This is a genomic window from Rhodococcus sp. ACPA1, from assembly GCF_002300195.1.
Classification (GTDB): domain Bacteria; phylum Actinomycetota; class Actinomycetes; order Mycobacteriales; family Mycobacteriaceae; genus Rhodococcus_F; species Rhodococcus_F opacus.
Genome location: NZ_NSDX01000010.1, coordinates 51062 through 71981 on the forward strand (window position 1 = coordinate 51062; position 20920 = coordinate 71981).

16 protein-coding genes and 6 pseudogenes are annotated in these 20920 nt (G+C 65.7%); 10 read left to right on the top strand and 12 right to left on the bottom strand.

What is annotated here, in order from left to right; translation table 11 throughout:
* Positions 1 to 129 precede the first annotated feature (129 nt).
* Positions 130 to 1794, top strand: coding sequence for a CocE/NonD family hydrolase (locus tag CJ177_RS36010; RefSeq protein ID WP_164060177.1), 1665 nt, complete (start codon positions 130 to 132; stop codon positions 1792 to 1794).
* 580 nt (positions 1795 to 2374) lie between these two features.
* Here CJ177_RS36010 and CJ177_RS36015 read toward each other — a convergent pair.
* Genes CJ177_RS36015 through CJ177_RS36035 form a run of 5 tightly spaced genes read right to left on the bottom strand, consistent with a single transcriptional unit; the run spans position 2375 to position 7162 of the window.
* Positions 2375 to 3487 carry an alpha/beta hydrolase gene (locus CJ177_RS36015; RefSeq protein ID WP_095870047.1) on the bottom strand — a complete coding sequence of 371 codons (1113 nt, stop codon included), beginning with the start codon at positions 3485 to 3487 and terminating at the stop codon, positions 2375 to 2377.
* A gap of 27 nt (positions 3488 to 3514) precedes the next feature.
* Entirely contained in the window at positions 3515 to 4540 is a 1026-nt protein-coding gene (locus tag CJ177_RS36020) for a zinc-dependent alcohol dehydrogenase family protein (RefSeq protein ID WP_095870048.1), read from the bottom strand.
* A gap of 25 nt (positions 4541 to 4565) precedes the next feature.
* Positions 4566 to 5333, bottom strand: coding sequence for an SDR family NAD(P)-dependent oxidoreductase (locus CJ177_RS36025; protein WP_095870049.1), 768 nt, complete (start codon positions 5331 to 5333; stop codon positions 4566 to 4568).
* 25 nt (positions 5334 to 5358) lie between these two features.
* On the bottom strand, positions 5359 to 5868 hold the full coding sequence (locus tag CJ177_RS36030; RefSeq protein WP_095870050.1) for a cyclophilin-like fold protein: 510 nt from the start codon (positions 5866 to 5868) through the stop codon (positions 5359 to 5361).
* Positions 5869 to 5905: 37 nt separating this feature from the next.
* Positions 5906 to 7162, bottom strand: coding sequence for an MFS transporter (locus CJ177_RS36035; protein ID WP_095870051.1), 1257 nt, complete (start codon positions 7160 to 7162; stop codon positions 5906 to 5908).
* A gap of 168 nt (positions 7163 to 7330) precedes the next feature.
* On the opposite strand from CJ177_RS36035, the gene CJ177_RS36040 reads away from it, so the two are divergent.
* Positions 7331 to 8248 carry a helix-turn-helix transcriptional regulator gene (locus tag CJ177_RS36040; protein WP_095870052.1) on the top strand — a complete coding sequence of 306 codons (918 nt, stop codon included), beginning with the start codon at positions 7331 to 7333 and terminating at the stop codon, positions 8246 to 8248.
* A 36-nt stretch (positions 8249 to 8284) separates the two neighbouring features.
* Positions 8285 to 8956: an SDR family NAD(P)-dependent oxidoreductase gene (locus CJ177_RS36045; RefSeq protein WP_095870053.1), complete on the top strand. Its 672-nt coding sequence runs from the start codon at positions 8285 to 8287 to the stop codon at positions 8954 to 8956.
* A gap of 63 nt (positions 8957 to 9019) precedes the next feature.
* On the opposite strand, the pseudogene CJ177_RS36050 reads toward CJ177_RS36045, so the two are convergent.
* Together CJ177_RS36050 and CJ177_RS36055 are read right to left on the bottom strand one after the other, a co-directional pair.
* Positions 9020 to 9527, bottom strand: a pseudogene (locus tag CJ177_RS36050) (protein kinase); the annotation flags it as partial.
* A 125-nt stretch (positions 9528 to 9652) separates the two neighbouring features.
* A pseudogene (locus CJ177_RS36055) lies at positions 9653 to 9949 on the bottom strand (transposase); the annotation flags it as partial.
* Between the two features lie 65 nt (positions 9950 to 10014).
* Here CJ177_RS36055 and CJ177_RS36060 point away from each other — a divergent pair.
* Positions 10015 to 11428 (top strand): annotated as a pseudogene (locus CJ177_RS36060) (IS30 family transposase).
* On the opposite strand, the pseudogene CJ177_RS36065 reads toward CJ177_RS36060, so the two are convergent.
* The 3 genes and pseudogenes from CJ177_RS36065 to CJ177_RS36075 form a co-directional block, all read right to left on the bottom strand.
* Positions 11325 to 12051: pseudogene (locus CJ177_RS36065) on the bottom strand (IS3 family transposase); the annotation flags it as partial. The pseudogenes CJ177_RS36060 and CJ177_RS36065 overlap by 104 nt on opposite strands.
* A gap of 17 nt (positions 12052 to 12068) precedes the next feature.
* Complete coding sequence (locus CJ177_RS36070; RefSeq protein ID WP_095870054.1) at positions 12069 to 13118, bottom strand: IS110 family transposase; 1050 nt, start codon at positions 13116 to 13118, stop codon at positions 12069 to 12071.
* Positions 13119 to 13332: 214 nt separating this feature from the next.
* A pseudogene (locus tag CJ177_RS36075) lies at positions 13333 to 13640 on the bottom strand (transposase); the annotation flags it as partial.
* 173 nt (positions 13641 to 13813) lie between these two features.
* Between CJ177_RS36075 and CJ177_RS36080 the strand changes: the two are divergent.
* Positions 13814 to 14419 (top strand): hypothetical protein, encoded by a 606-nt coding sequence (locus CJ177_RS36080; RefSeq protein ID WP_257014856.1) that lies wholly within the window; start codon positions 13814 to 13816, stop codon positions 14417 to 14419.
* A 444-nt stretch (positions 14420 to 14863) separates the two neighbouring features.
* Complete coding sequence (locus tag CJ177_RS48765) at positions 14864 to 15022, top strand: hypothetical protein (protein ID WP_257014858.1); 159 nt, start codon at positions 14864 to 14866, stop codon at positions 15020 to 15022.
* Between the two features lie 240 nt (positions 15023 to 15262).
* Here the strand turns inward: CJ177_RS48765 and CJ177_RS47065 are convergent, their stop codons facing one another.
* Together CJ177_RS47065 and CJ177_RS36095 are read right to left on the bottom strand one after the other, a co-directional pair.
* Positions 15263 to 16087: a pentapeptide repeat-containing protein gene (locus tag CJ177_RS47065; protein WP_257014859.1), complete on the bottom strand. Its 825-nt coding sequence runs from the start codon at positions 16085 to 16087 to the stop codon at positions 15263 to 15265.
* 257 nt (positions 16088 to 16344) lie between these two features.
* The gene (locus CJ177_RS36095) at positions 16345 to 16839 is read right to left on the bottom strand and encodes an N-formylglutamate amidohydrolase (protein WP_095870057.1); all 495 of its coding nucleotides are present in this window, start codon (positions 16837 to 16839) and stop codon (positions 16345 to 16347) included.
* Positions 16840 to 17051: 212 nt separating this feature from the next.
* Here CJ177_RS36095 and CJ177_RS47670 point away from each other — a divergent pair, with 212 nt between their 5' ends.
* From CJ177_RS47670 to CJ177_RS36115, 4 genes and pseudogenes are all read left to right on the top strand, one after another.
* The gene (locus CJ177_RS47670) at positions 17052 to 17222 is read left to right on the top strand and encodes a hypothetical protein (protein ID WP_179443379.1); all 171 of its coding nucleotides are present in this window, start codon (positions 17052 to 17054) and stop codon (positions 17220 to 17222) included.
* Between the two features lie 223 nt (positions 17223 to 17445).
* Positions 17446 to 17520, top strand: a pseudogene (locus CJ177_RS48770) (DUF2510 domain-containing protein); the annotation flags it as partial.
* A gap of 67 nt (positions 17521 to 17587) precedes the next feature.
* Positions 17588 to 18166: a DUF2510 domain-containing protein gene (locus CJ177_RS36105; RefSeq protein WP_257014870.1), complete on the top strand. Its 579-nt coding sequence runs from the start codon at positions 17588 to 17590 to the stop codon at positions 18164 to 18166.
* 826 nt (positions 18167 to 18992) lie between these two features.
* The gene (locus CJ177_RS36115; RefSeq protein WP_257014860.1) at positions 18993 to 20732 is read left to right on the top strand and encodes a zinc-ribbon domain-containing protein; all 1740 of its coding nucleotides are present in this window, start codon (positions 18993 to 18995) and stop codon (positions 20730 to 20732) included.
* Positions 20733 to 20920 lie beyond the last annotated feature (188 nt).

The window sequence follows — 20920 nt, forward strand, 5'->3', positions numbered from 1 at the left end:
GCCAGTGTTGCCGTAGGGTGCACTGCGGAATCCTCCGAGGGCCCCCTCAAGACGCCTTCGTCTGGAGAAGGTTGGGAACTGGGCCCTGCGACGTACGGACAGGTCGTTTCCGACAACATTCCGGTGCGAATGGATGACGGTGTCGTCCTCGACGCGACCGTCAAATATCCAGCAGATGTGGCTACCGGAGAACGCGCTCCGGGAACTTTTCCCGTAATAGTGAATATTACGCCGTACGCTCCCGATACCGAGCCGTATGCGGTCGAACACGGCAAACTATTCACACAGCATGGATACATCTTTGCCAGTGTTTCGATCCGAGGTACCCAAGACTCGGGCGGTAGTTTTGGACTCTTTTCCGGGCGCGATGCTGCCGACGGTGTGGAGATCGTCGAGTGGGCGGCGCGAAAATTGGACGGCTCTAATGGCGCGGTGGGCGGCTACGGCTGTTCCTACCCTGGCATGGCACTGATTGCCACAGCCGGCATGGTTGGTAAGGGCTCGCCTCTAAAGGCCATCATCCCGGCGTGCACTGGATGGGACTACATTCGCGAGATGTCGCTCGTAGGAGGTATTCCGACAGGTGATTCGGTCCTTTATGATCAAATGGGCGAGTTCGTAGGGAACCAGCCTTCCGCCCGAGATGCTTTCGGTGTAGTGGCAAACGATTTGCGCACGGGTGGGCCGGCCGCCTACAACGAGTTCTGGCAAGAACGCCAGCCGATTGGCTATGCAACAAAGATCGTCGATAACGACATTCCGACGCTTTTGTGGACGGGCTGGAGTGATGTCGGGCGACGTGGAGCCTTGGAAATGTATGCGGCAATGCAGAATGCAGCTGTCCGCGTGGAGTCAACCAACGGTCCTGCTTTCTCTGACTCGGCATCGGGAAAGTACCAGCTGATCGTAGGCCCTTGGCACCACACTGAAGGTCTGGACCCTGCCGTCATGCTGAGATGGTACGACACTTGGCTCAAGGATGAGGCGACTGGCATCGACCGCACGGAGCAGCCTATGCATCTGTACGAGCAGGGAAGCGAACGCTGGATTAACGCGGCGTCCTACCCATTGGACTCCGATTATGACCCGTTCTACCTTGGCCCAGCCGCCACCTTGGCGAACGGCCTCGCGACCACCCCGGGGCGCGAAACGATTGCTTGGACGCCACCAACCGAATCTGATGGAGTTCTGAATTTTACGACAGCACCATTCACCAATGGCGTGACTTTAGCCGGTCCCTCAAGTGTCGAGGTCTTCGCCCGAACCAACACCACGAATCTCGCACTGATAGCGACTCTTTTGGACGTCGCGCCAGACGGCACTGAAATTCCGATCACTTTCGGTGTCGTTCTCGGCAGCCAGAGTGCTCTAGATTCCGATCACACGTGGCGCGACAGCAACGGGACACTCATTCGGCCCTACGCCACCCAGTCTCAGGATACGTACCTGACGCCGGGACAGCAGCAACTGTTCAGTATTCCGTTGCACCCGAATCTTTGGTCGGTCGAGCCTGGGCACGCTCTGCGCATCCGATTCACCACTCAACCCTCCGCCCAGGATTGCGACATCGACGGCGGTGTGGGAGTGCTACTCCCGTGCCGGCCGAATGATCCTCAGCGGGCTTCGCTCGCTGGTGGCATCTTCGACATCGAGTGGTCGGCGGATGACCCTTCTGCGGTTAACCTTCCTCTGCTCCCTTATCGATGTTTTGAGACATCAACTGCAAGAGCAACGTCAGGCAGTCACGGCGCAGTCATCCCGGTAGAGTGGTCCTCCTCTGAGAATCACTGCTAGGGCATGTCGGGGGGCGACCCCGACGACATCTCCCTCTTTCACCGATGACGTTCTCCCCGATGATGACGCTGTCTCCGTCGATGCTGGTGTCGGCGTCGCAGCCGAACGAGTTGACTCGGAGCCAGCCGCTAGCTGCACCCCGTGTAGCGGACTACTTGCGGCCTACGGTGCCTTGCGTAGGCGAGAGCCTGCTAAGGCTCGGGTCGTGAGAGGGCCGACCTGAGCAGTCAACAGGCCAGTGCCTCCAGGTAGGTCAGGAGGGCGGTGATCGCGATGGCCAGTCCGATCGCGATCGTTCCCGCTCGTTCATTGTTGTCGGCACCGTTCCCAGTCATCGGTGTCCTTCCGTCCGTACTTCGTCACCCCGGTTCGGCAACCGCGGTGCGGTGCGGGCGTGTCGTCGCGAGAAGGGTTTTGTCCGTGCACCTGTGGATGTGTCTCGGTGTCCCTGCCGTCACGCGTCGAGGTTGATGGTGATAGGGACATGCCGGCGTGCGTAGTCGGTGCACGCCGGCATCTCGGTGGGTCCTCTGTGGGGGTACGAGCACTCAACCGGGTCCGGTCACTGCCCGCCCACCCGTTAGGTGAGGTTCTGGGTGTAGAACTCGGTCAACTTGTCGAAGGGGATCATGTCGACCCGGTCGTAGAGGTCGACGTGACCGGCACCGGGCACGATCATCAGTTCCTTGCGGTCACCGGCGAGGCGGTAGGCCTCTTCGGTGAACTCGCGTGAGTGCGCGTTTTCGCCGGCGATGAACAGCATCGGGCGGGGCGAGATGGTCTCGATGTCGTTGAAGGGGTAGAAGTTCATGAACTTGACGTTGCTCGACAGCGTCGGCTGGGTGGTGGTGTCGGGGCTGTTGCCGCGCGCGGTGCGGTAGAAGTCGTAGAACTCGCGCTCGATCGGGCCGGACTGATCGGTCAGCTGTTCGGGTGTGCCGCCGGTGTATTCGGTGGGTCCGCCGGTGAATTCGATGTCTCGCTGGGCTGCGGCTTGCGCCAGGGCGGCGTTGCGCTGATCGAGGGTGACCGAGTGGCCCAGCCCATTGCGGGCGGCACCGCCCATGTCGTACATGCTGACCGTGGCGACGGCCTTGATGCGGGGGTCGATCTTCGCGGCGCTGATGACGAAGCTGCCGCTGCCGCAGATTCCGAGCGCGCCGATGCGTTCGGTGTCGACGAAGGACTGGGTGCGCAGGAAGTCCACGCCGGCGCTGAAGTCCTCGGTGTAGATGTCGGGGGCGACGGCGTTGCGGGGCTCGCCGGCGCTGTCACCCCAGAACGACAGGTCCAGCGAGAGCGTCACGAAACCCTGCTCGGCCATCTTGGTGGCGTAGAGGTTGGCGCTCTGCTCCTTGACCGCGCCCATCGGGTGCCCGACCACCATGGCGGCGTTCTTGGTGTTGCGGTCGAGGTTTTTGGGGACGAACAGGTTGCCGGAGACGTCCATCCGGTACTGGTTCTTGAATGTCACCTTCTCCATGGTGACCTGGTCGCTGGTGTAGAAGTTGTCGGCACCTTGGGACAGATCACCGGAGGCCAGGTTCGCGACCGGCGAGGCAGGATCTGCCGATGAGGTGGGCGAGTCGGCGGCCGAGCAGGCCGAGGCGGCCAGGACGGCGAGCGTGGCAATACCGGCGCCGGCCAGCTTCATTGAGCGGTGAGTGCCTCGCCGTGTGCGGGGGGTGTTCATCGTTGTTGTGCTCCTTGTGGTGTCGTGTCAGAGGGTGAGCAGCGTTTTGATGGCGCGGCGCTCGTCCATCGCCTGGTAGCCCTCGGCCGCCTGGTCCAGCGGGAGGGTGAGGTCGAAGACCTTGCCGGGGTCGATCTCGCGGCGCCAGATCAGGTCGATCAGCTCCGGCAGAAAGCGGCGGACGGGTGCGGGGCCGCCCATCAGGTGAATTTCGGCGAAGAACAGTTGGTTGGCGGGCAGGGTGACACCGTCGTGGGAGACGCCGACGTAGCCGACGTGCCCGCCGGGCCTGGTCGAGCGGATGGCCTGCAGCATCGACTCCTCGGTGCCGACGGCTTCGATGACGCTGTGTGCGCCGAGCCCGTCGGTGAGTTCCTTGATCGCGGCGACGCCCTCGTCGCCGCGGGATTCCACGATGTCGGTGGCACCGAATTGGCGGGCCAACCCTTGGCGGTCGGCGTGCCGGGACATGGCGATGATCCGTTCGGCGCCGAGCTGTTTGGCGGCGAGCACACCCATCAGGCCGACGGCACCGTCCCCGACCACGGCCACGGTCTTGCCGGGTCCGGCCTCGGCGGCGACGGCGGCGAACCAGCCCGTCCCGAGGACGTCGGAAGCGGCCAGCAGCGAGGGAACCCGGTCTTGGTCCGGCTGACCGGGCGTGGCGACGAGCGTTCCGTCGGCGTAGGGGATGCGGGCTTTCTCTGCTTGGGTGCCGATGTCTCCGGCGACGAAGGAGCCGTGTACGCAACGGGATTGGTAACCGGCTCGGCAGATCTCGCAGGTGTTGTCGGAGACGGCGAACGACCCGACGACGAAGTCGCCGACTTTCAGGGTCCTCACGGCCTCACCGATTTCCTCCACGACGCCGACGTACTCGTGTCCCATCAGGGTGTGGTCGACCGGTTCCACACCCCGGTATGGCCACAGGTCGGATCCGCAGATGCAGGTCGCGGTGATCCGGATGATCGCGTCGGTCGGCTCGATGATCTTCGGGTCTTGCCGCTCGACGACGCGAACATCGCCGGGGGCATACATCACTACTCCACGCATGGTGGTCCTCTTCTGTCGTTGGGGGTCAGCGGGCGGTGTAGCCGCCGTCGATGGGCAGGGCGACGCCGACGACGAAGCTGGCGCCGGGGCTGCACAGCCACAGCACGGCGGCGGCCATTTCGTCGGCGGTGCCCAACCGGCCGATGGGTTGGTTGGCGGCGGCTTCGTCGGGGTCGAGGTCGCCGGAGGCGATCATGTCGGTGACCAGTGGGGTTTCGATGGTGCCGGGACAGATCGCATTGATCCGGATGCCGCGGGGCGCGTATTCGAGTGCGGCCGAGCGGGTCAGACCGATGACACCGTGCTTGGCGGCGTGGTAGGCGGCCCGGCTGGGGAGCCCCACGAGGCCGCCGAGGGAGGAACAGTTGACGATCGCGCCGGAGCCTTGGGTGCGCATGTGGGCGAGTTCGTGTTTCATGCAGGCCCACACCCCGCACAGGTTGATGCCGGTGACGCGGTCGAAGGTTTCGGCTGGCTCGTCGGCGGCATCGGTGGCGGGGGCTTGGATTCCGGCGTTGTTGTAGGCGAAGTCCAGTCGACCGAACGTTTCGACCGTCGAGGTGACCGCGGCGGCGACCTTGGTCTCGTCGGAGACGTCGCAGTGCACGGTCAGGACCTGGTGCCCGGTGTCACGCAGCTCGGTGGCCGCGGTGTTCAGCGCGTCGTCGTCGACATCGGCGAGAGTCACCGCGGCACCGGATTCGGCGAACGCCCGCGCTGTGGCACGTCCCATGCCGGAACCGGCGCCGGTCACGAAGGCGACCTGGCCGGTGAAGTCGTACGTCGGGTTCACGATGATGTTCCTTTCATTGGGGTGGTCAGGCTGCGCTGATGGTGAGGGTGTCGGTGCCGTCGGCGCGGATGATGGCGTCGAGTCCGGTGTCGATCTCGCCGATCATCACGATCCCGGGATCGGGAATCGTGAACCCGTCTTCGCGGTAGTAGATGGCCAGGTCATTGCTGGGTGCCCAGTAGCCGAGTTGTCCTGCGCGGTAGCTGCTCTGGCCCGCACCGTCGGCGAGCTCGCGAGGCAGCGGTCCGGCCTTCTCGCGACCGCCGAGGTCGTGCAGGGTGATCGTCACTGGTAGCAGGGAGGCGAAGTCTCGTGCGGCGGCGTTGTCGTAGAGTCGTGCGGTTGCCTCCGTCGCGCCGATCCTCAACCGAATCTGCATGAACGGTGCGTCCTGACCAGGTTGTGACGTCGCAGGTTGCGCTGTCGGTGACGCCGGCGTCGCACTGTGCGCGGCGGGGTCCGATGTGCTTGCGCAGGCGGTCAGCCCGGCTACGGCTGTCGCGAGGACGACCAGCCCGGTGATCCTGGGGCGCATGGGTTTTCTCCTCTCGATGCCGGTGTTCAGCCGCGCTCTAGCTCACTGACGTGGGGACCCGCAGCGTCTCGTCGGAAGGTTGGGGCGGCGGGTTACCGGCGGCAGGACGCGCCCGGTTGGTCGCCAGCAGTGCGATCGGTATCAGCGCGGTGGCCGTGATCGCGGCGCCGAGGACCGCCGGCCCGACCACACCCAGTGACGTCGACAGGGTGGTCGCGGCTAACGCCGTTCCGGCGGCGGTGCCGAGGTTGAAGGCAGCGGTCGCCAGCGACGAGGCCAGCCGTGAGCCATGTCCGGCGAATCGCATGGTCTGGGCAATCAGCACCGGGTTCGCCCCGAGCCCGGAGGCACCCAGGACAACGATCAGACCCACCACGATCGCCGAGTGGCTCGCGGTCGCTGCCAGGACGAGCAGCAGAACCGAGGTCACCGTCACCGCCGCGGCGATGGTCGCCAGCGGCCACCTGTCGCCGATCCGACCGGCCAGCGCGGTCCCCACCAGGGCACCCACACCGAACCCGACGAGTACCAGCGGCACCAGCGCGGCGGAGATGCCGGCGCGGTCGGTCAGCAGGGGGCTGATGAAGCTGTAGGCGCCGAGGAATCCGGCCTGCGCCAGCATGATCGCACCCAGCACCGCCCACACCCGCCACGGCCGCACTGCCGAGACCTCCGAGCGCACCGACACACTCACCGTGTCCCCGGTCGCGGTGCCCGGAGCGAACCGAACGACAGCGACGATCGCCGGAACCGCCAGCACGGCCAGCATCCAGAACGGACCCCGCCACCCGGTGAACTGGCCGGCGAAGGTGCCCAACGGGACACCGGCGACCACGGACAGGCTCAACCCGCCCGACATCACCGCCAATGCCCGCGCGCTCGCCCCGGGGCCGACGACCGCGGCCGCCACCACCGCACCGGTCGCCCAAAACGTGCCCGTCGCCAGCGCGGTGAGGACGCGGGAGGCGGTGACGACGGTGAACGAGTCGCTGACCGCGGCCACCACGTGCCCGGCGGAGAACACCATCAGCGCCCCGATCAAGGTGGCTCGGGCGGGCAACCGCAGCGTGGCCAATGCCATTACCGGTGGGCCGATGATCATGCCGACCGCGAACGCCGTGACCAGCAACCCGGCCCGGGCGATATCCACACCCAGATCCGCGGCGACGTCGGGCAACAGTCCGGCGACCATGAACTCGGTCGTGCCCATCAGGAAGATCCCGGCCGCCAGCACATACACCAGCACAGGCAGGGGAGTGCCGGTGTTCGGTCGGACAGGCGTTCGCGTGGTCATGTCACCTCGTCGATATCGAAGGATTCGGTCTCAGAGCACCTCTGCGCTCGCAGCACCCATGCAACGCCGTCAGCTGCCCGCGTGGGAGGCGAGGATTAGGGGGGTGCTGGCAGCACCCCCCTCACAGCACCTGGCATCGGCCGACGCGCGGGTCGTAGCCTCGTTTGTATGGAGTCCACCAACCGAGTCGCCGAGATCGGCCAATTCCTGGCGTCACGGCGGGCCAAGATCACCCCTGAACACGTCGGGCTGCCCGTCTACGACGCCGCCAAACGCCGCGTCCCCGGCCTACGCCGCCAAGAGGTCGCCACCCTGGCCGGGCTCTCGGTCGACTACTACACCCAGATCGAACGCGGCAAGGTCACCGGCGTCTCCGAGTCCGTGCTCGATGCCATCGCGCGTGCCCTGGAACTTGACGACGCCGAACGCTCCCACCTGTTCGACCTGCACCGCAGTGCCCTCACCAGCCCGCAACGAGTTCGCTCACGCCGCACCACCAAGGCGGTGCGTCCGATGGTGCAGCGACTCCTCGACGGCTACAACGGGCCCGCATTCGTGCGCAACGCACGCCACGACCTCGTCGCCGCGAACCGCCTCGCCTACGCCTTCTATTCGCCCCTGTACCCGGACCAACTGCACCCCGATCCCAGCAAGGCGGTCAACTTCGTCCGGTTCTGCTTCCTCGACCCCCGCGCCCACGAGTTCTATCCCGACTGGGACCAGATGGCCGACGGCGCGGTCAACCTGTTGCGCACCGACGCCGGCCGCGACCCCTACGACCGCGGCATCTCCGACCTCGTCGGTGAACTGTCCACCCGCAGCGACGAATTCCGGGTCAGGTGGGCCAAACACAATGTGCGCCTGCACTACACCGGCACCAAAACCTTCCACCACCCCGTCGTGGGTGAGATCACCATCGGCTACGAAACAATGCCGCTGCCCGCCGACCCCGGCCTGGTCCTGACCCTCTACAGCGTCGAACCCGGCAGCCCGTCCGCCGACGCCATGACCCTGCTCGCCAACTGGGCGGCCACCACCCTCACCGCCACCGCAGCCGACCACCCGGCCCTCACCACCGGCGAATAGCGCTTCGGCGACTCCGACCTTGTCGAAAGGACAATTATGACGACCATCGCAATCATCGGGGCCGGCCGAGGGCTCGGCGCGGCAACGGCCAGACGTTTCGGGCGTGACGGATTCACTGTCGCACTGATCTCGCGCACCCAGGACAAGGTCGACCGAATCGCGGCCGAACTCGCCGAGCACGGGGTGCAGGCGGGCGGATACGCCGCAGACGTGCAGGACCGGCCGAAGCTGGCCGGCGCGCTCGATCGGGCAGCCTCCGAACTCGGCCCGATCGAGGTACTGCAGTACAGCCCGGTCCCGCGCAAGGACTTCCTGCGCCCTGTCCTGAAGACGACGGCCGCCGACCTCGCCGCGGCCGCCGACTTCTCCATCCTCGGCCCCGTCACCGCCGTCCAACAAGTGCTTCCCGGAATGCGGCAACTGGGGCGCGGGACGATCCTTCTCGTCAACGGTTCCAGCGCAGCGACACCGAACCCCAACGTGGCGGGCACCTCGATCGCCTTCGCCGGCGAATCGGCCTATGGTGCAATGCTCCACGAGGCGCTCACACCTCAGAACATTCACGTCAAACAGCTCATCATCCCCGGCGCAATCGGAGGCGGGGACCCGCTCTACGCCCCCGATGCCCTGGCCGATCAGCTCTGGAACATCCACGCCCAGCCTGGCCCCTTCCGAGCCACCGTCAGCGGAATCGGCCTGACCACGTGAGTATTCCACCGAATGACCGATAGTGGCGACTCAGCGCCGCGGGTGAGATCACCAGGCGGTCGGCGATGCCACCTCATCGACCAGTGATGACCCGTCGCGCAGCTCATCCAACTCGACGAGGCACACCGTCGGCGTAGTCGCGCTGCACAGCGGACGCGACCCGCATCGCCAGCCGCGTCTTGCCGACACCGCCGATCCCGGTCAACGTCACCAGCCGAGACCCGGCCAGCAGATTCTTCGCCTCGGTCAACTCGTGCCGGCGGCCGACGAAACTCGTCAGCTCCTGGGGAAGACTTCCCGTCGCGCCCGGCGTGGAGGAAGGCTGCGACAATCGCCCGCCGCGCCAGGTCGGTTGCTCCCCGTTCCCCTGCGCATCGGCCTCCGCACGAAGTGCCATCTCGTCGACCGGGAAGCCGTGGTCGCGTTGCAGCCCTCGCAGCTGTTCCCCGAAGTCGGCGGCAGTGGCCGGGCGCTGACCGGGGGTCCGGGACATCGCGCGGGCGATCACCGCGGACACTTCGTCGGGGATTCCGTGCTCACGCAGGTCGGGCACCGCCTGCGTGGTGATCCGCCGCGCATCGACGTACCTTCCTCGGGGACTGTACTCACTGTGGAATTGCTCTTGGGGGTGTGCGAGCTGGTGGTGCGTGGAACATGGTTGTTGTGAGGTTGCCCCTCGGGAGTGGACACCGGATTTCATGCGGCGACTGACAGCGTAGACGACGCGATCAGTCGTTGTTCGAACTCCACTGGGGTGAGGTATCCGAGGGCGGAGTGACGGCGACGTCGATTGAAGTACGAGAGCCACTCGAACAGCTCCAGCCGTGCCTGCGACTTCGACGTCCAACTCCGTCCGTGCAGCCACTCCCTCTTGAGTCCTTGGAAGAACGACTCGGCGAGAGCATTATCGTAACTCGAGCCGACCCGTCCCCGACTCTGCTGGATCCCATGACGGCGGCATACATCGACGAAAGCTGCTGCGGTGTACTGGGCGGGCTCAACCGGTCGATGCAACACCTCGATCACGGAGGTGTGCGATGGGATGGGGCAGCAAGCAGATGTTTCGGGCGCCGGTGGGTGCCAGGCGGCAGTGGGCGGCGGACAGGGCATTGCGACCTCCGATGCGTTCACCGGGCCGGCCGGAGCCCTCTCGTGCGGTGCAGCGGGACTTCTGGCGGCGGATCGCATCGGGAGTGACGACGGTCGAGGCCGCGGAGGCCGTCGGCGTGTCGTGGCCGGTCGGGTGCCGTTGGTTCCGCCACGCTGGCGGCATGCCGCCGATCAGCCTGGACGAGCCCACGGGCCGCTACCTGTCGTTCGCCGAGCGTGAGGAGATCGCACTGCTGCGCGCCCAGGATGTCGGCGTGCGCGACATCGCTCGTCGGATCGGACGTGACCCGGGAACGATCTCACGCGAACTGCGCCGCAACGCAGCGACCCGGGGCGGCAAGCCGGTCTACCGGGCACTGGTGGCGCAGTGGAAAGCGCAACAGGCCGCGAAGCGCCCGAAGACGGCGAAGCTCGTGGACAACGACAGGTTGCGAAAATACGTGCAGGAGCGGCTCTCCGGCAGCGTCCGCCGACCCGACGGCACGATCGTCCGCGGGCCGCAGACGCCCGCGTGGAAGGGACTGAACAAGCCGCATCGGCAGGACAGGCCATGGGCGACGGTGTGGAGCCGAAGAACAGATCTCGCACCGGCTCAGGATCGACTTCCCCGATGATGAGTCCATGCGCATCAGCCATGAGGCGATCTACCAATCGTTGTTCATCGAGGGCCGTGGCGCGCTCAAACGGGAGCTGGTCGCGTGCCTGCACACCGGGCGGGCGCTGCGGGTCCCCCGAGCGCGGTCGCAGAACAAACCGCAAGGGCATGTCACCGAGGACGTCGTGATCAGCGAACGCCCCGCCGAAGCCGCCAATCGCGCCGTCCCGGGGCACTGGGAGGGGGATCTGATCATCGGAACCGGCCGGTCCGCAATCGGCACGCTCGTCGAGCGCAGCAGCCGATCGACGATTCTCGTGCACCTGCCTCGGCTGGAGGGTTGGGGCGAGAAGCCACCCGTGAAGAATGGTCCTTCCCTCGGCGGCTATGGCGCCGTCGCGATGAACGCCGCGCTGACGACATCGATGACCACCCTCCCCGAGCAGCTCCGCAAGACCCTCACCTGGGACCGCGGGAAGGAACTCTCCGGTCATGCCCAGTTCGCCCTCGATACCGGCACGAAAGTGTTCTTCGCCGACCCGCACTCACCCTGGCAACGACCGACGAACGAGAACACGAACGGCCTGCTGCGCCAGTACTTCCCGAAGGGAACCGATCTGTCCAGGTGGTCCGCCGAGGACCTCGAAGCCGTCGCCCTGGCGATCAATAACCGGCCCCGCAAGATCCACGACTGGCGAACCCCGGCCGAGGTCTTCGCCGAGCAGCTATGCTCACTGCAACAGCCAGGTGTTGCGACGACCGATTGAATCCGCCCTGTGATCCGCGGTCACTGTGGAAGATGACGCCACCGACGTCACCACCTCGGGTGCGCACTGCCATCTCGATCGCGTCCGTGACGAGATCGGTGCGCATGTGGTCGGCGATGGACCAGCCCACCACCCGGCGTGAGCAGATGTCGATCACCGTGGCCAAGAACAACCACGAGGATCCCACGGGGATGTAGGTGATGTCCCCACACCATTTGGTATCGACAGCCGTAGCGGTGAAGTCTCGCATCACCAGATCCGGCACCGACGGAGCCGACTTGTCCGCGATGGTCGTGCGCTTGCTGCGGCGCAGGTGCCGGCCGACCACGTGGTGGATTCGCATCAGCCGGGTCACCCGTTTGCGGTTGATCTTGCGTCCGCGGGAGCGGAGTTCGGCGTGAACGCGCGGGGCGCCGTAGGCGCTGCGGTGCTCGGCATGGATGGCGCGGATCTCGGCGACTGTCGCAGCCTCCTCCGCCGCGTGCTCGGCGCGAGCATCCTCGGTGGCCAGGTGCCGGTAGTAACCGGAGCGGGAGGTTCCCAGCACCCGGCACAGCCGCTGCACGGAAGAACTCGGCGCGATGGTCGGAGATGAAGTCCCAGCGGCGGGTCTTCACTTCACCTCTTTGATGCTTCTATGTCAAGCCGCCGCCGAAAGCGATGATTCCGAGGCGTTTCCGGTCGCGGACTCGTGGACGCGCAGGACCTGAAACACCCGGTCGGAAACACGTCGGCGGAGCAGGCGCACTGCTTCCCGCTTCGTCTTCCCGGCTGCCTGCAACTTGGCCACGTAGTCCTTGCCCGGCCCGCCGCGAGCGACCTGCGTAGTGGCGATCGCGTGCAGCGCGGCGTTCACGGCACGGTTGCCACCGCGATTGAGGCGGACCCGCTCGTGGGCCGACCAGACCGGGATCGGGGCGGTGCCGTTGAACTTCGCGTAGGCATCTTTCGAGTGGAACCGTCGAGCGTCGGCTGTCTCGCCGATGATGACCGCGGCGGAGAGGACTCCGCACCCGGGTATCGCGAGCAGCGACGGCGCGATCCGCCGAACGCGGTCACGGATCTGGCGCTCGAGATCGTTGACCTGCTCGGTCAGCTGCCGGCACCGGTCGAGGAGTTCGCCCGCGATCTGGGCGACCACACCGGTGAACGCGGTCAACCGTTCGGCGAGCTCGTCCATGACGCGATACCGCCGGATCCCCCGCACGGGAATCACCAATTCGGGGTCCAGTTCGTGCAGGTGCCAGCGAAGCCTGTTGATGAGTTTCGTTCTCTCGCAGACCAAGTTGCGTCGGTGATCGGACAGGAGCTTGACCTCCCTGGTGGATTCGTCCAGTCGGGCGATCGGCAGATTCTCCTCACGCAGCGCGGCCATCGCCACGGCGTGGGCGTCGATGGGGTCGGATTTTCCCGGCTGGCGGGCGCTGCGCCGGTGCAGGGCCATCAACTGGGTCTTGACCCGGACCACCGCGTGGCCCCGGGACAGCAGATCCGATTCGAGCCGCCGAGTCACATGGCGGCAGTCCTCGAGCGCGAACTGCACCTGCGGCCACTGGGCGGCCCACTCGATCGCCGACAGATGACCCTCGGTGGTGGCCTTGACGGTCCGCTGCCCGACCTGACGGCCGATGTCGTCGACCGCGACGAGGGTGTGGGTGGATTTGTGGGCGTCGACTCCGATCACGATCAACTGGCGACTCCAATCCGGTTGACGGGCTGTAGGCGTCGGATCGGTGCGTTCGCGGGCAGGCCTCAATCGGGCATCAGCGGCAGGCTTCTATCAAGCCACACGAACGACCCTCCGGGCCCGGTGGGACCGCACATCAAGACAAGCCACCAGGCCGTGGACCGGGGCAGCAAAATACCGAGCGAATCCCACCGGACCTCTCCAGGATGACATTGACGCGAAATACGCGGCTGCCCGGCGCAGGATGTCGCGTTCGAGCTGCCATTCCTTCTCGGCACCGCGTAACCGGGCGTTCTCTGCCCGCAGCCGCGCGAGCTCGTCCGCTTGGGTTTCCCCACCGGCGGTGCTGCGGGCCTCCGGGCGTCCATTGCGGGCGGTGGCCTTGCGAACCCACGTCCGTAGCGTTTCGCCACTGATGCCCAGGTCCGCGGCGACCGCCGCATATGTGCGCTGGCCGTCGGCCGCGCGGTACAGCGCGATCGCGTCTTTCCGGAATTCCTCCGTGTACAGAGACTGGCGTCCCACTTCGACATCCCTCCTGGCTCTCCTAGAACCATTGTCAGGGGTGTCCACTCCAAGGGTGCAACCTCAGTTGCGCTTTCTAAGGCTCTCTAGCGACCACGGGTGGGGCCGGCAGAATCCGCGGCGGTGGGCGTGGCGCCGGGATCTCTACGGGCCATGTGGCTAGGGTCGGGCAGGTGAGCGGCAGCGAGCGGGTGGTGATGTTCGACATCGACGGCGGCCTGGCGGACCTGTCGGCATTCACCCACCTCCTGACCGGCCAGCCGGAGGGGAGCCGTCGACAGGCGTGGCAGCGGTTCTTCGACCATGTCGGGCAGGCGGCGGTCATCGAACCGGGCCGAGATCTGGTGGAGGCGGTGGCCGGTCTGGGGTTGGTGGTGGTGTATTCCACGACCCGGCCCGTCTCCTGCGCAGGTCAGACCCGGATATGGCTCGGGCATAACGGTTTTCCACCCGGCCGGGCGCTGTTGTGCCGCTCCCGCAATGACGTCCGACCGGCGGTCGAGGTCAAGGCCGGCCACTGCCGAGCCGTTGGGTCGTGGTTGTCGGCATTCGTCGACGACGACCCGGAAGCCGTGGACGCACTGCGCTCCGGCGGGGTGCGGGCGCACTCGTTCGACGAGTTGTCGGGCCTGCGAATACGCGAGCTCAAGACAGTGCTGGCCGCAGGGCGTCCCGCCGCGCGGACCGGCAACGGGACGAACCGGCGACGGCGTCACCGCACCACACCGCACCACCGACCGGGGCAGGTGGCACAGAGATCGCCCTCAGCCGGGACTTGACCAGACTCCGGTGATCGGTGTTGCAGCGACTCCCGAGACTTCTTACTCATGCTGACTGCCTGGGGCGATGAGAGCGGATCGCAGCCCGACCGCGACCCCGACACGTACCTGATCGCGGCAGCGTTATGCGACGAGGACGATGCCCGGACGTCCGCAAAACAATGGAAGCGCTCCGCCTGTCCACGGAGAAAAAGGTCCATTGGCACGGCAGCAGCGCCGACCGCCGGCACGACCTCATCGAGGCCGTCGCAGCGCTCCCGCTGGCAGGACTCGTCGTCATTCACACCGAAGCCGCCGTCTCCGACCGGTGCCACCGCAGAAAATGCCTGGAGTATCTGCTCCCCAACCTGGCCGAGATGCCGTGCAGCCACATCACACTCGAATCCCGCAGCCACCTGGACGCCAGCGATGTCGACATCCTGCAGAAAATTTCGAGCCCCGAAGGTGATCACCTCATCGCTGCGGGTGAATCACGCAGTCGGCATGGTCGAGCCGGCGCTCTGGGTCGCGGACATCGTGTGCGGAGCGGTGGTCCAATCCCGGGTCGGAAATCCCAGCTACCTGGCGAAACTGGCAGGTGCGGTCGACCTGCGCCAGATTTGATCCGGAAACGACGCGAGCCACAGGCCTCGTCGTCCGGCGAGTAATCCTGTGGCTCACTTCCAGCCCCACCTCGATGGGTGGCATCACCATGGAATATACCGTCACCGAGGCGGTCAGTACCCGAGCTCGCGGTCCAGTCCGGGGCCGTTCGCCTCCACAACGCCGGGGCGCTGCCTGAGGGGTCCGGATTTCGGGCCGGGTGGGGCGGGAGGGCGGATACCCGCAACCTCGGCCGTTCATTCAACTCCCGAACAAGCTCGATCCCTCACCGGGCTCAACAATCGGCGGGTTGGGCGTTTCAGTCGGTGGAGGATTGACGTGCACCGAGAACGTTCCGGTTCCGCGACCACCGGCACTATTGACCGTGCAATTAACCAAGGTCTGCCCGACCGGGAATCGGTCGCCAGAGGTGCGGTCGCAGCCCTCGAAGACGGTTCCGGGCAGATTGGCGGGTGCGGGCCATGTAACCGCGGCGGTGCCCGATTGGTCCGCGTCGGTGTAGATGACTGAGGGCACCAGCAGGGTGCTGGTGAGATTGGCACCTGACAGGTTCGCGCCCGTGAGGTCTGCGGCTGCGAGGTTCGCGCCGGCAAGGTCGGTGTCGGTGAGGTTCGCTCCGACGAGTTTGGTGTTGGACAGGTCAGCTGCGAGCCAGTAGCCACGAGTGATGTCCGTGCCTGATAGATCGGCGGAATGGAGAACGACGGTGAGACCGTATGAATCCTTGAGGTTGACGTTGTTGAGCTTCGCACCGGACAGGTCCGCTAGATGGATGTTCGCGCCTTCGAGGTTTCCGCCCGAGAGATCCGCGCCCTTCAGGTTGGCTCCGACGAAGTTCACTCCGTGAAGGTCCGCACCCCTCAGATCCGCACCGGGGCAGGAAGTCAGCGGCTCGAGCGGCCACGGATTCGGCACCCTAATCGTGCACGTCCCAACCACCGTGTCCGCCAGAGCAACAGGGGCTGTGATCCCAACTCCAGCCACCCCCGCAACCGCGACACCGAGCCAGGAGATCGCATGCCGCCAAGTGCGGCGCGGTCGGAAACGATGCACAGCAAGACTCATCTTCACTACAGGTTCTTACCAACCCCACTGAGTTGAAGGTATCCGCTGCGCGAATGAATCTCAGAGGGTTGAGGGACCCAGGACCTTAGACGCCGGCGGCAGATGTCGCCGAGGACGGCACCGCTTACCACGCCGCCGCACTGAACACAATCAACGGAATCGCCTGCAATACAAGCACTCCACCTGCACGACGGGGGCGACCACCACCGGTCAGCCGGGCAAATCCTGCCATGGGGGCCACGATAGCGCAGGGCAGCTCACGCGGTCGTGGGAATGGCGATCTGCTCTCTCCCGTCGATGGCAGAGAGCAGATAGTGCGGGGAGGTGACCACCTGTCGAGGCACGGCAATCGCCTGCCGGTCGGTGTCGAGGTAGAGGCGGTATGCGAGCTGTCCGTCCCGGTGGCCGCCGGTGTCCGGGTCGACAGCACCGAGGAAGTATCCGTGCGAGGCGCCGGCGGTGGAGAAGATCGCGCGCGCCCACTCGGCGGGCTCGGCGGGCGGCAGATACCGTGGCCGACCTGTCTCGGCGTCGAGGGTGTGCACGAGGACCGTGACCGCGAACCCGGCCACGGCCGGGAACCACTGCTCTGCCGCGACGTCGAACGGTGCGATGGAGGTGTGGATCCGCAGTTCGATGTCCTGTCCGGTGCGCGCCGACACCGTGATGAGGTGCGGATCCGCTGAGATGTCACCGGTGGCCAGAGACGGCAGAGCCTGGTCGGCGCTGGGGTTTCCGGTGCTTGCGGACATGGGACAAAGGGTACGGGGGCTTCGGCGCCCGGCTGAGAGGGCGACCGGGAGTTCGCATCGCCGACGACAGGACCGGCTGAATGTTCCATTTAGCGGAGACGACATGTCCCCCTGAAGGATTTTTGGCCGAACATGCACAGCGCCGGCCTTCGTCTCGACGTCGCCGGGTGGCACAGTTCGGATCACCGCCCACCCCGGGGCAGGATGAGACCGTGAGCGACCGAACCACAGCAGACCTTGAGCGTGAACTCGCCATGCTCGCCTACGTACGCGACCGTCTCCGGGCTTCGGAGGGCGAAGGCTTCCGTATCCCGACCACCGCCGTCGACCAGGTTCTCGATGAGCTCAACAGTCTCGAACGATCGCCGTGGGATCCGGCTTGATTTCGTCCGCGCAGTCCGAGCTACTTACGGATGCGCAGCGGTTCACGGGCGGCTCCCGAAGTGCCGTCGGTGCGGACCTCTGGCCGGCCAGGATGTAACGAAGACAGCTGACCTCGCGAACCAGACTGCGGTGCCATTCCCAAAACCTTCGGGATCCTGATGCCCCCGCCTGAACCTCCTGGGATTGGGGGGTCCTCGACACGGACTGATTGGAAACCCCGCAATGACTTCCCCGACAACGCCGCCCGGCTGGCATCCGGATCCGGTTGATCCGAACCTCGTGCGTTACTGGGACGGCGCTCAGTGGACCGGAGACACCCGGCCGAAGGCCGGTCAGACCCCGAATCCGCCTAAGAAAAAGGGGGGTGTTCGGGAAGGTGCTGCTGGTCGTTGCCGCTGTGCTGGTGGTCATGGCGATCCTCGGGACAGTGCTCGGTGGGAACGACAAGAAAGACGACAGGCCCGCGGTAGCGGCTGCGGCGACCCTCGCAACCACTACCACGACCGCGGCACCCACGACCTCGAAGGCAGCGGCGTCGACGTCCGCACCGGCTACGACGCCCCCGGTGACAACCACCCAGGCGCCGGCCGCTGCGCCGAGGCCCGCGATTCCGGCATCGGACCCGAGGTGCGCCCCGGCGAACGAATCACTGGTCGCCATGGTCGAATCCGGCTTCTCGGCTTCCGGGCTGTCGCTGATCAACGGCACGGTCATCGACTCCGGACCGTACACGTTCCTGGGCGGCACCACCGTCGACACCACCGGCAAGGTGAAGAACCGCTCCGATGTCTGGGTGATCTCGAACGGCGCGGTCTATGCCTCGACCGGCGGCGCCCGCAACACCACAACCTGGCCGAAGGCCAGTGCGGCACCGCTGCAGATCTCACCGGGTGACGAGATCGTCCAGGCGCTCGACACCTGCGTAGTCAACCTGACCCGCTGATGGCCGGAGTTGTCGTCGCTCGTGGGCTTCGCGGATAGCGCGGTTGCGGTGAGTTGGACGACGGAGCAGGTGGCTGCCTCGAACTTGGCCGTACCTGCGGATACGGCGCTTTTCGGCGGTACTGCAGAGCAGTCGGGACGGACGACTGGGTCCGCCCCGACTGCGTGCGAGCACTCCGAGCTAGCCGAGCAGATTGCTGAACCATTCCAGCAGTTTGCTCAAACACTCCCACAGTTCAGGGACGTGCCGGAGCGATACCACGGTCCGAATGCCATTGAACAGCAAATGGATTCGCTCTGCCCGTGTCATCTTATTCTTTACTTCACTATTTGATTGTTCTCTATCTATTTCTCTTTTAATTTCCATTTTAGTTATTCCTTCCGGTGATCCATCACCTTTCTTTGTTGTCCGAAAAATGGCATAATACGATCCAAGGAGTAATTCTCTGGAGTGCTCGTCGCCGCCATTCTTCGGTGTAGAGGGTCCCACATTACAGGATGCGTCACCGCAGGTCTAGTGCCCATGGCGTGTATTTTTCTGCGGATTGGGAATTGCGTATTCGGGTATTAATAGCCCCGCAATAGTCAAAGCTAAATGGAAATTCCGGAGTAATACTTATATCTGCACTTAATATTGTTCGCCCACTCTGGCAGCTGGCTGGAACCCTGAAGGTGAGTCCTCGGCTCGGAGTTCCTCCCCGTGGATGAGTGCGGAGGCCGGCTGATGAGTTGGCGCGACTATCGTCACGACTACCTGCGAGCAGGGCTGTGGCGGGTGGGAAATCGGTGCGAGCAGACGGGGCCGTTCCATGGAAATGTGAGGAGCGATGGTGCCGACTCAGGAGTGCTCGACCACGGACTGCGGGCGGCCAGCTGCCTTCGCCACCCGCAGCGAACCCGCCTGGTGCCTCGACTGCATCGACAACTTGGTACGCGCTGGTGGCCTCGAACCGGCGGAGCCGTTCACCAAACCGAGCACGTGGCGGCTCACCACCTGCAGCACCTGCGGGGTGCAGGCCCACTACCTGCTCAAGTACATCGTCGGCAACAACGCGGCCGGGATCGCGACCTGTCGGGCATGCCACTGGAAAGCCTGGCCGGGCAACCGAGGCCCTCGCCCGGGAGCCACTCCCGATCGGGAGAAGATCGCCCGCCGACTCGACGAGTTCGGGTACAAGCTGATCGATCCGCTCGACGAGGTCAGCGACGACGGCAATGGCCCCCTCGTGGCCAAATGCCGCCAGTGTGGGCGTATCTGGGCCGCCCGCATGGCGGACTTCGGATGGCACTGCAACTGTTCCCGCAATTCCCGCTCCTCGAACCCGGCAAGCCCCCGTGCTGGCCGGGTGCTGCTGTCCGAGTCGGACTCTCCGGCGCTGCAGTGGTGGGACCACGAACGCAACGACGAGGCGACGTTTCGCACCGTAACGGTCCGGGCCACCCGAGCGTGTCAGTGGCGGTGCCCGGAGTGCGGGCTGCGATTTGAGGCGAAGCCGGCGACGATGACCGACCGGCCGACCTGCCCGGACTGTTCGACCCGCCGGCAAGAGGAATGGGAGATCGAATACGCGCAGTGGAGGACGACCCCGATCGCTGACGTACCCGAGCTGGCGGCAGCGTGGGCGGACGACGCCGACCCACGAAAGGTGATGGTGGCCAATGGCACACAACGGCGGTTCCGTTGCCCGAAGGAACACTATCCCCGGCTGACCCCGATACGGTTCCTCAAGGCAGGGTGTCCGCAGTGTCGCGGCGCGAAGACGGCGACCGCGAAGAAGTGGCTCGCCGACACCTCGCCTGAAATCGCCAGCCAGTGGCATCCGACATTCAACGGCACGCACACTCCACAGAACGTGGTGTGGAACTCGCAGCGCACAGTCTGGTGGCGGGCGGACTGCTGCGGCCACGAATGGCCGGACACAGTCCGGGCGCGCGACAAGTATCAGCGGCTGAGGTGCCCGGCCTGTCGCACCTTCCTCGGCTCGCTGGCCTGGCACGACCCAGGGTTGGCCGCGGAGTGGAGCCCGGCGAACCCGATCACCGCATGGAACGTGCGCCCACACACCTCCACGCCATTCGTGCCGGAGTGGATCTGCGCCACCAACCCCGGACACACGTGGCAGGCACCGCTGAGCAGCCGCTCGAACGGCGCCGAATGCCCGGACTGCCGCGAGGCCGGCAAATCGCGAGTGGAGCTGGCTCACCACGCCGCCGCCGAGGAGCTGTTCGGCAACGCGCGCTCCGGGGTGACCATGAAGGACAAGGCCTTCACCACCCGGAAGTCGTGGACCACCGACATCAGCGTCAGCGTCAACGAGCACACGCTGGTGATCGAGTACGACGGCGCGTACTGGCATCGCGCGCCGGCGAAGGTCCTCGTCGACGAACGCAAGAGCCGAGACCTGCTCGCGGCCGGATTCTGGGTGGTGCGGCTGCGCGAAGACGACCTCCCCGCTCTGGAGATTGACCATCCCCGCTACCGGGAAGTGCGGGTGCACTCCAGCGTTGCGCGACCAGGACCCGTCATGGAGGACATCCGCGACTGGGTCACGGACCTGACCGCGTAACTCGACAGGAAAGTGCCCCTCCTTGAGGACATCCGAGCGGTGGAACGGAACAAGGACGCCCTCGAGCAGGCGGCACGGTCTGCGTGAACTCCCCGGATCCGCTGCGCGGCAAGGTCGCCGCGCAGCTCACCGCCATGTCTATGCCCGGTGGTCCGCTGCACACCAAATCCGACGCGAGCACGATGATC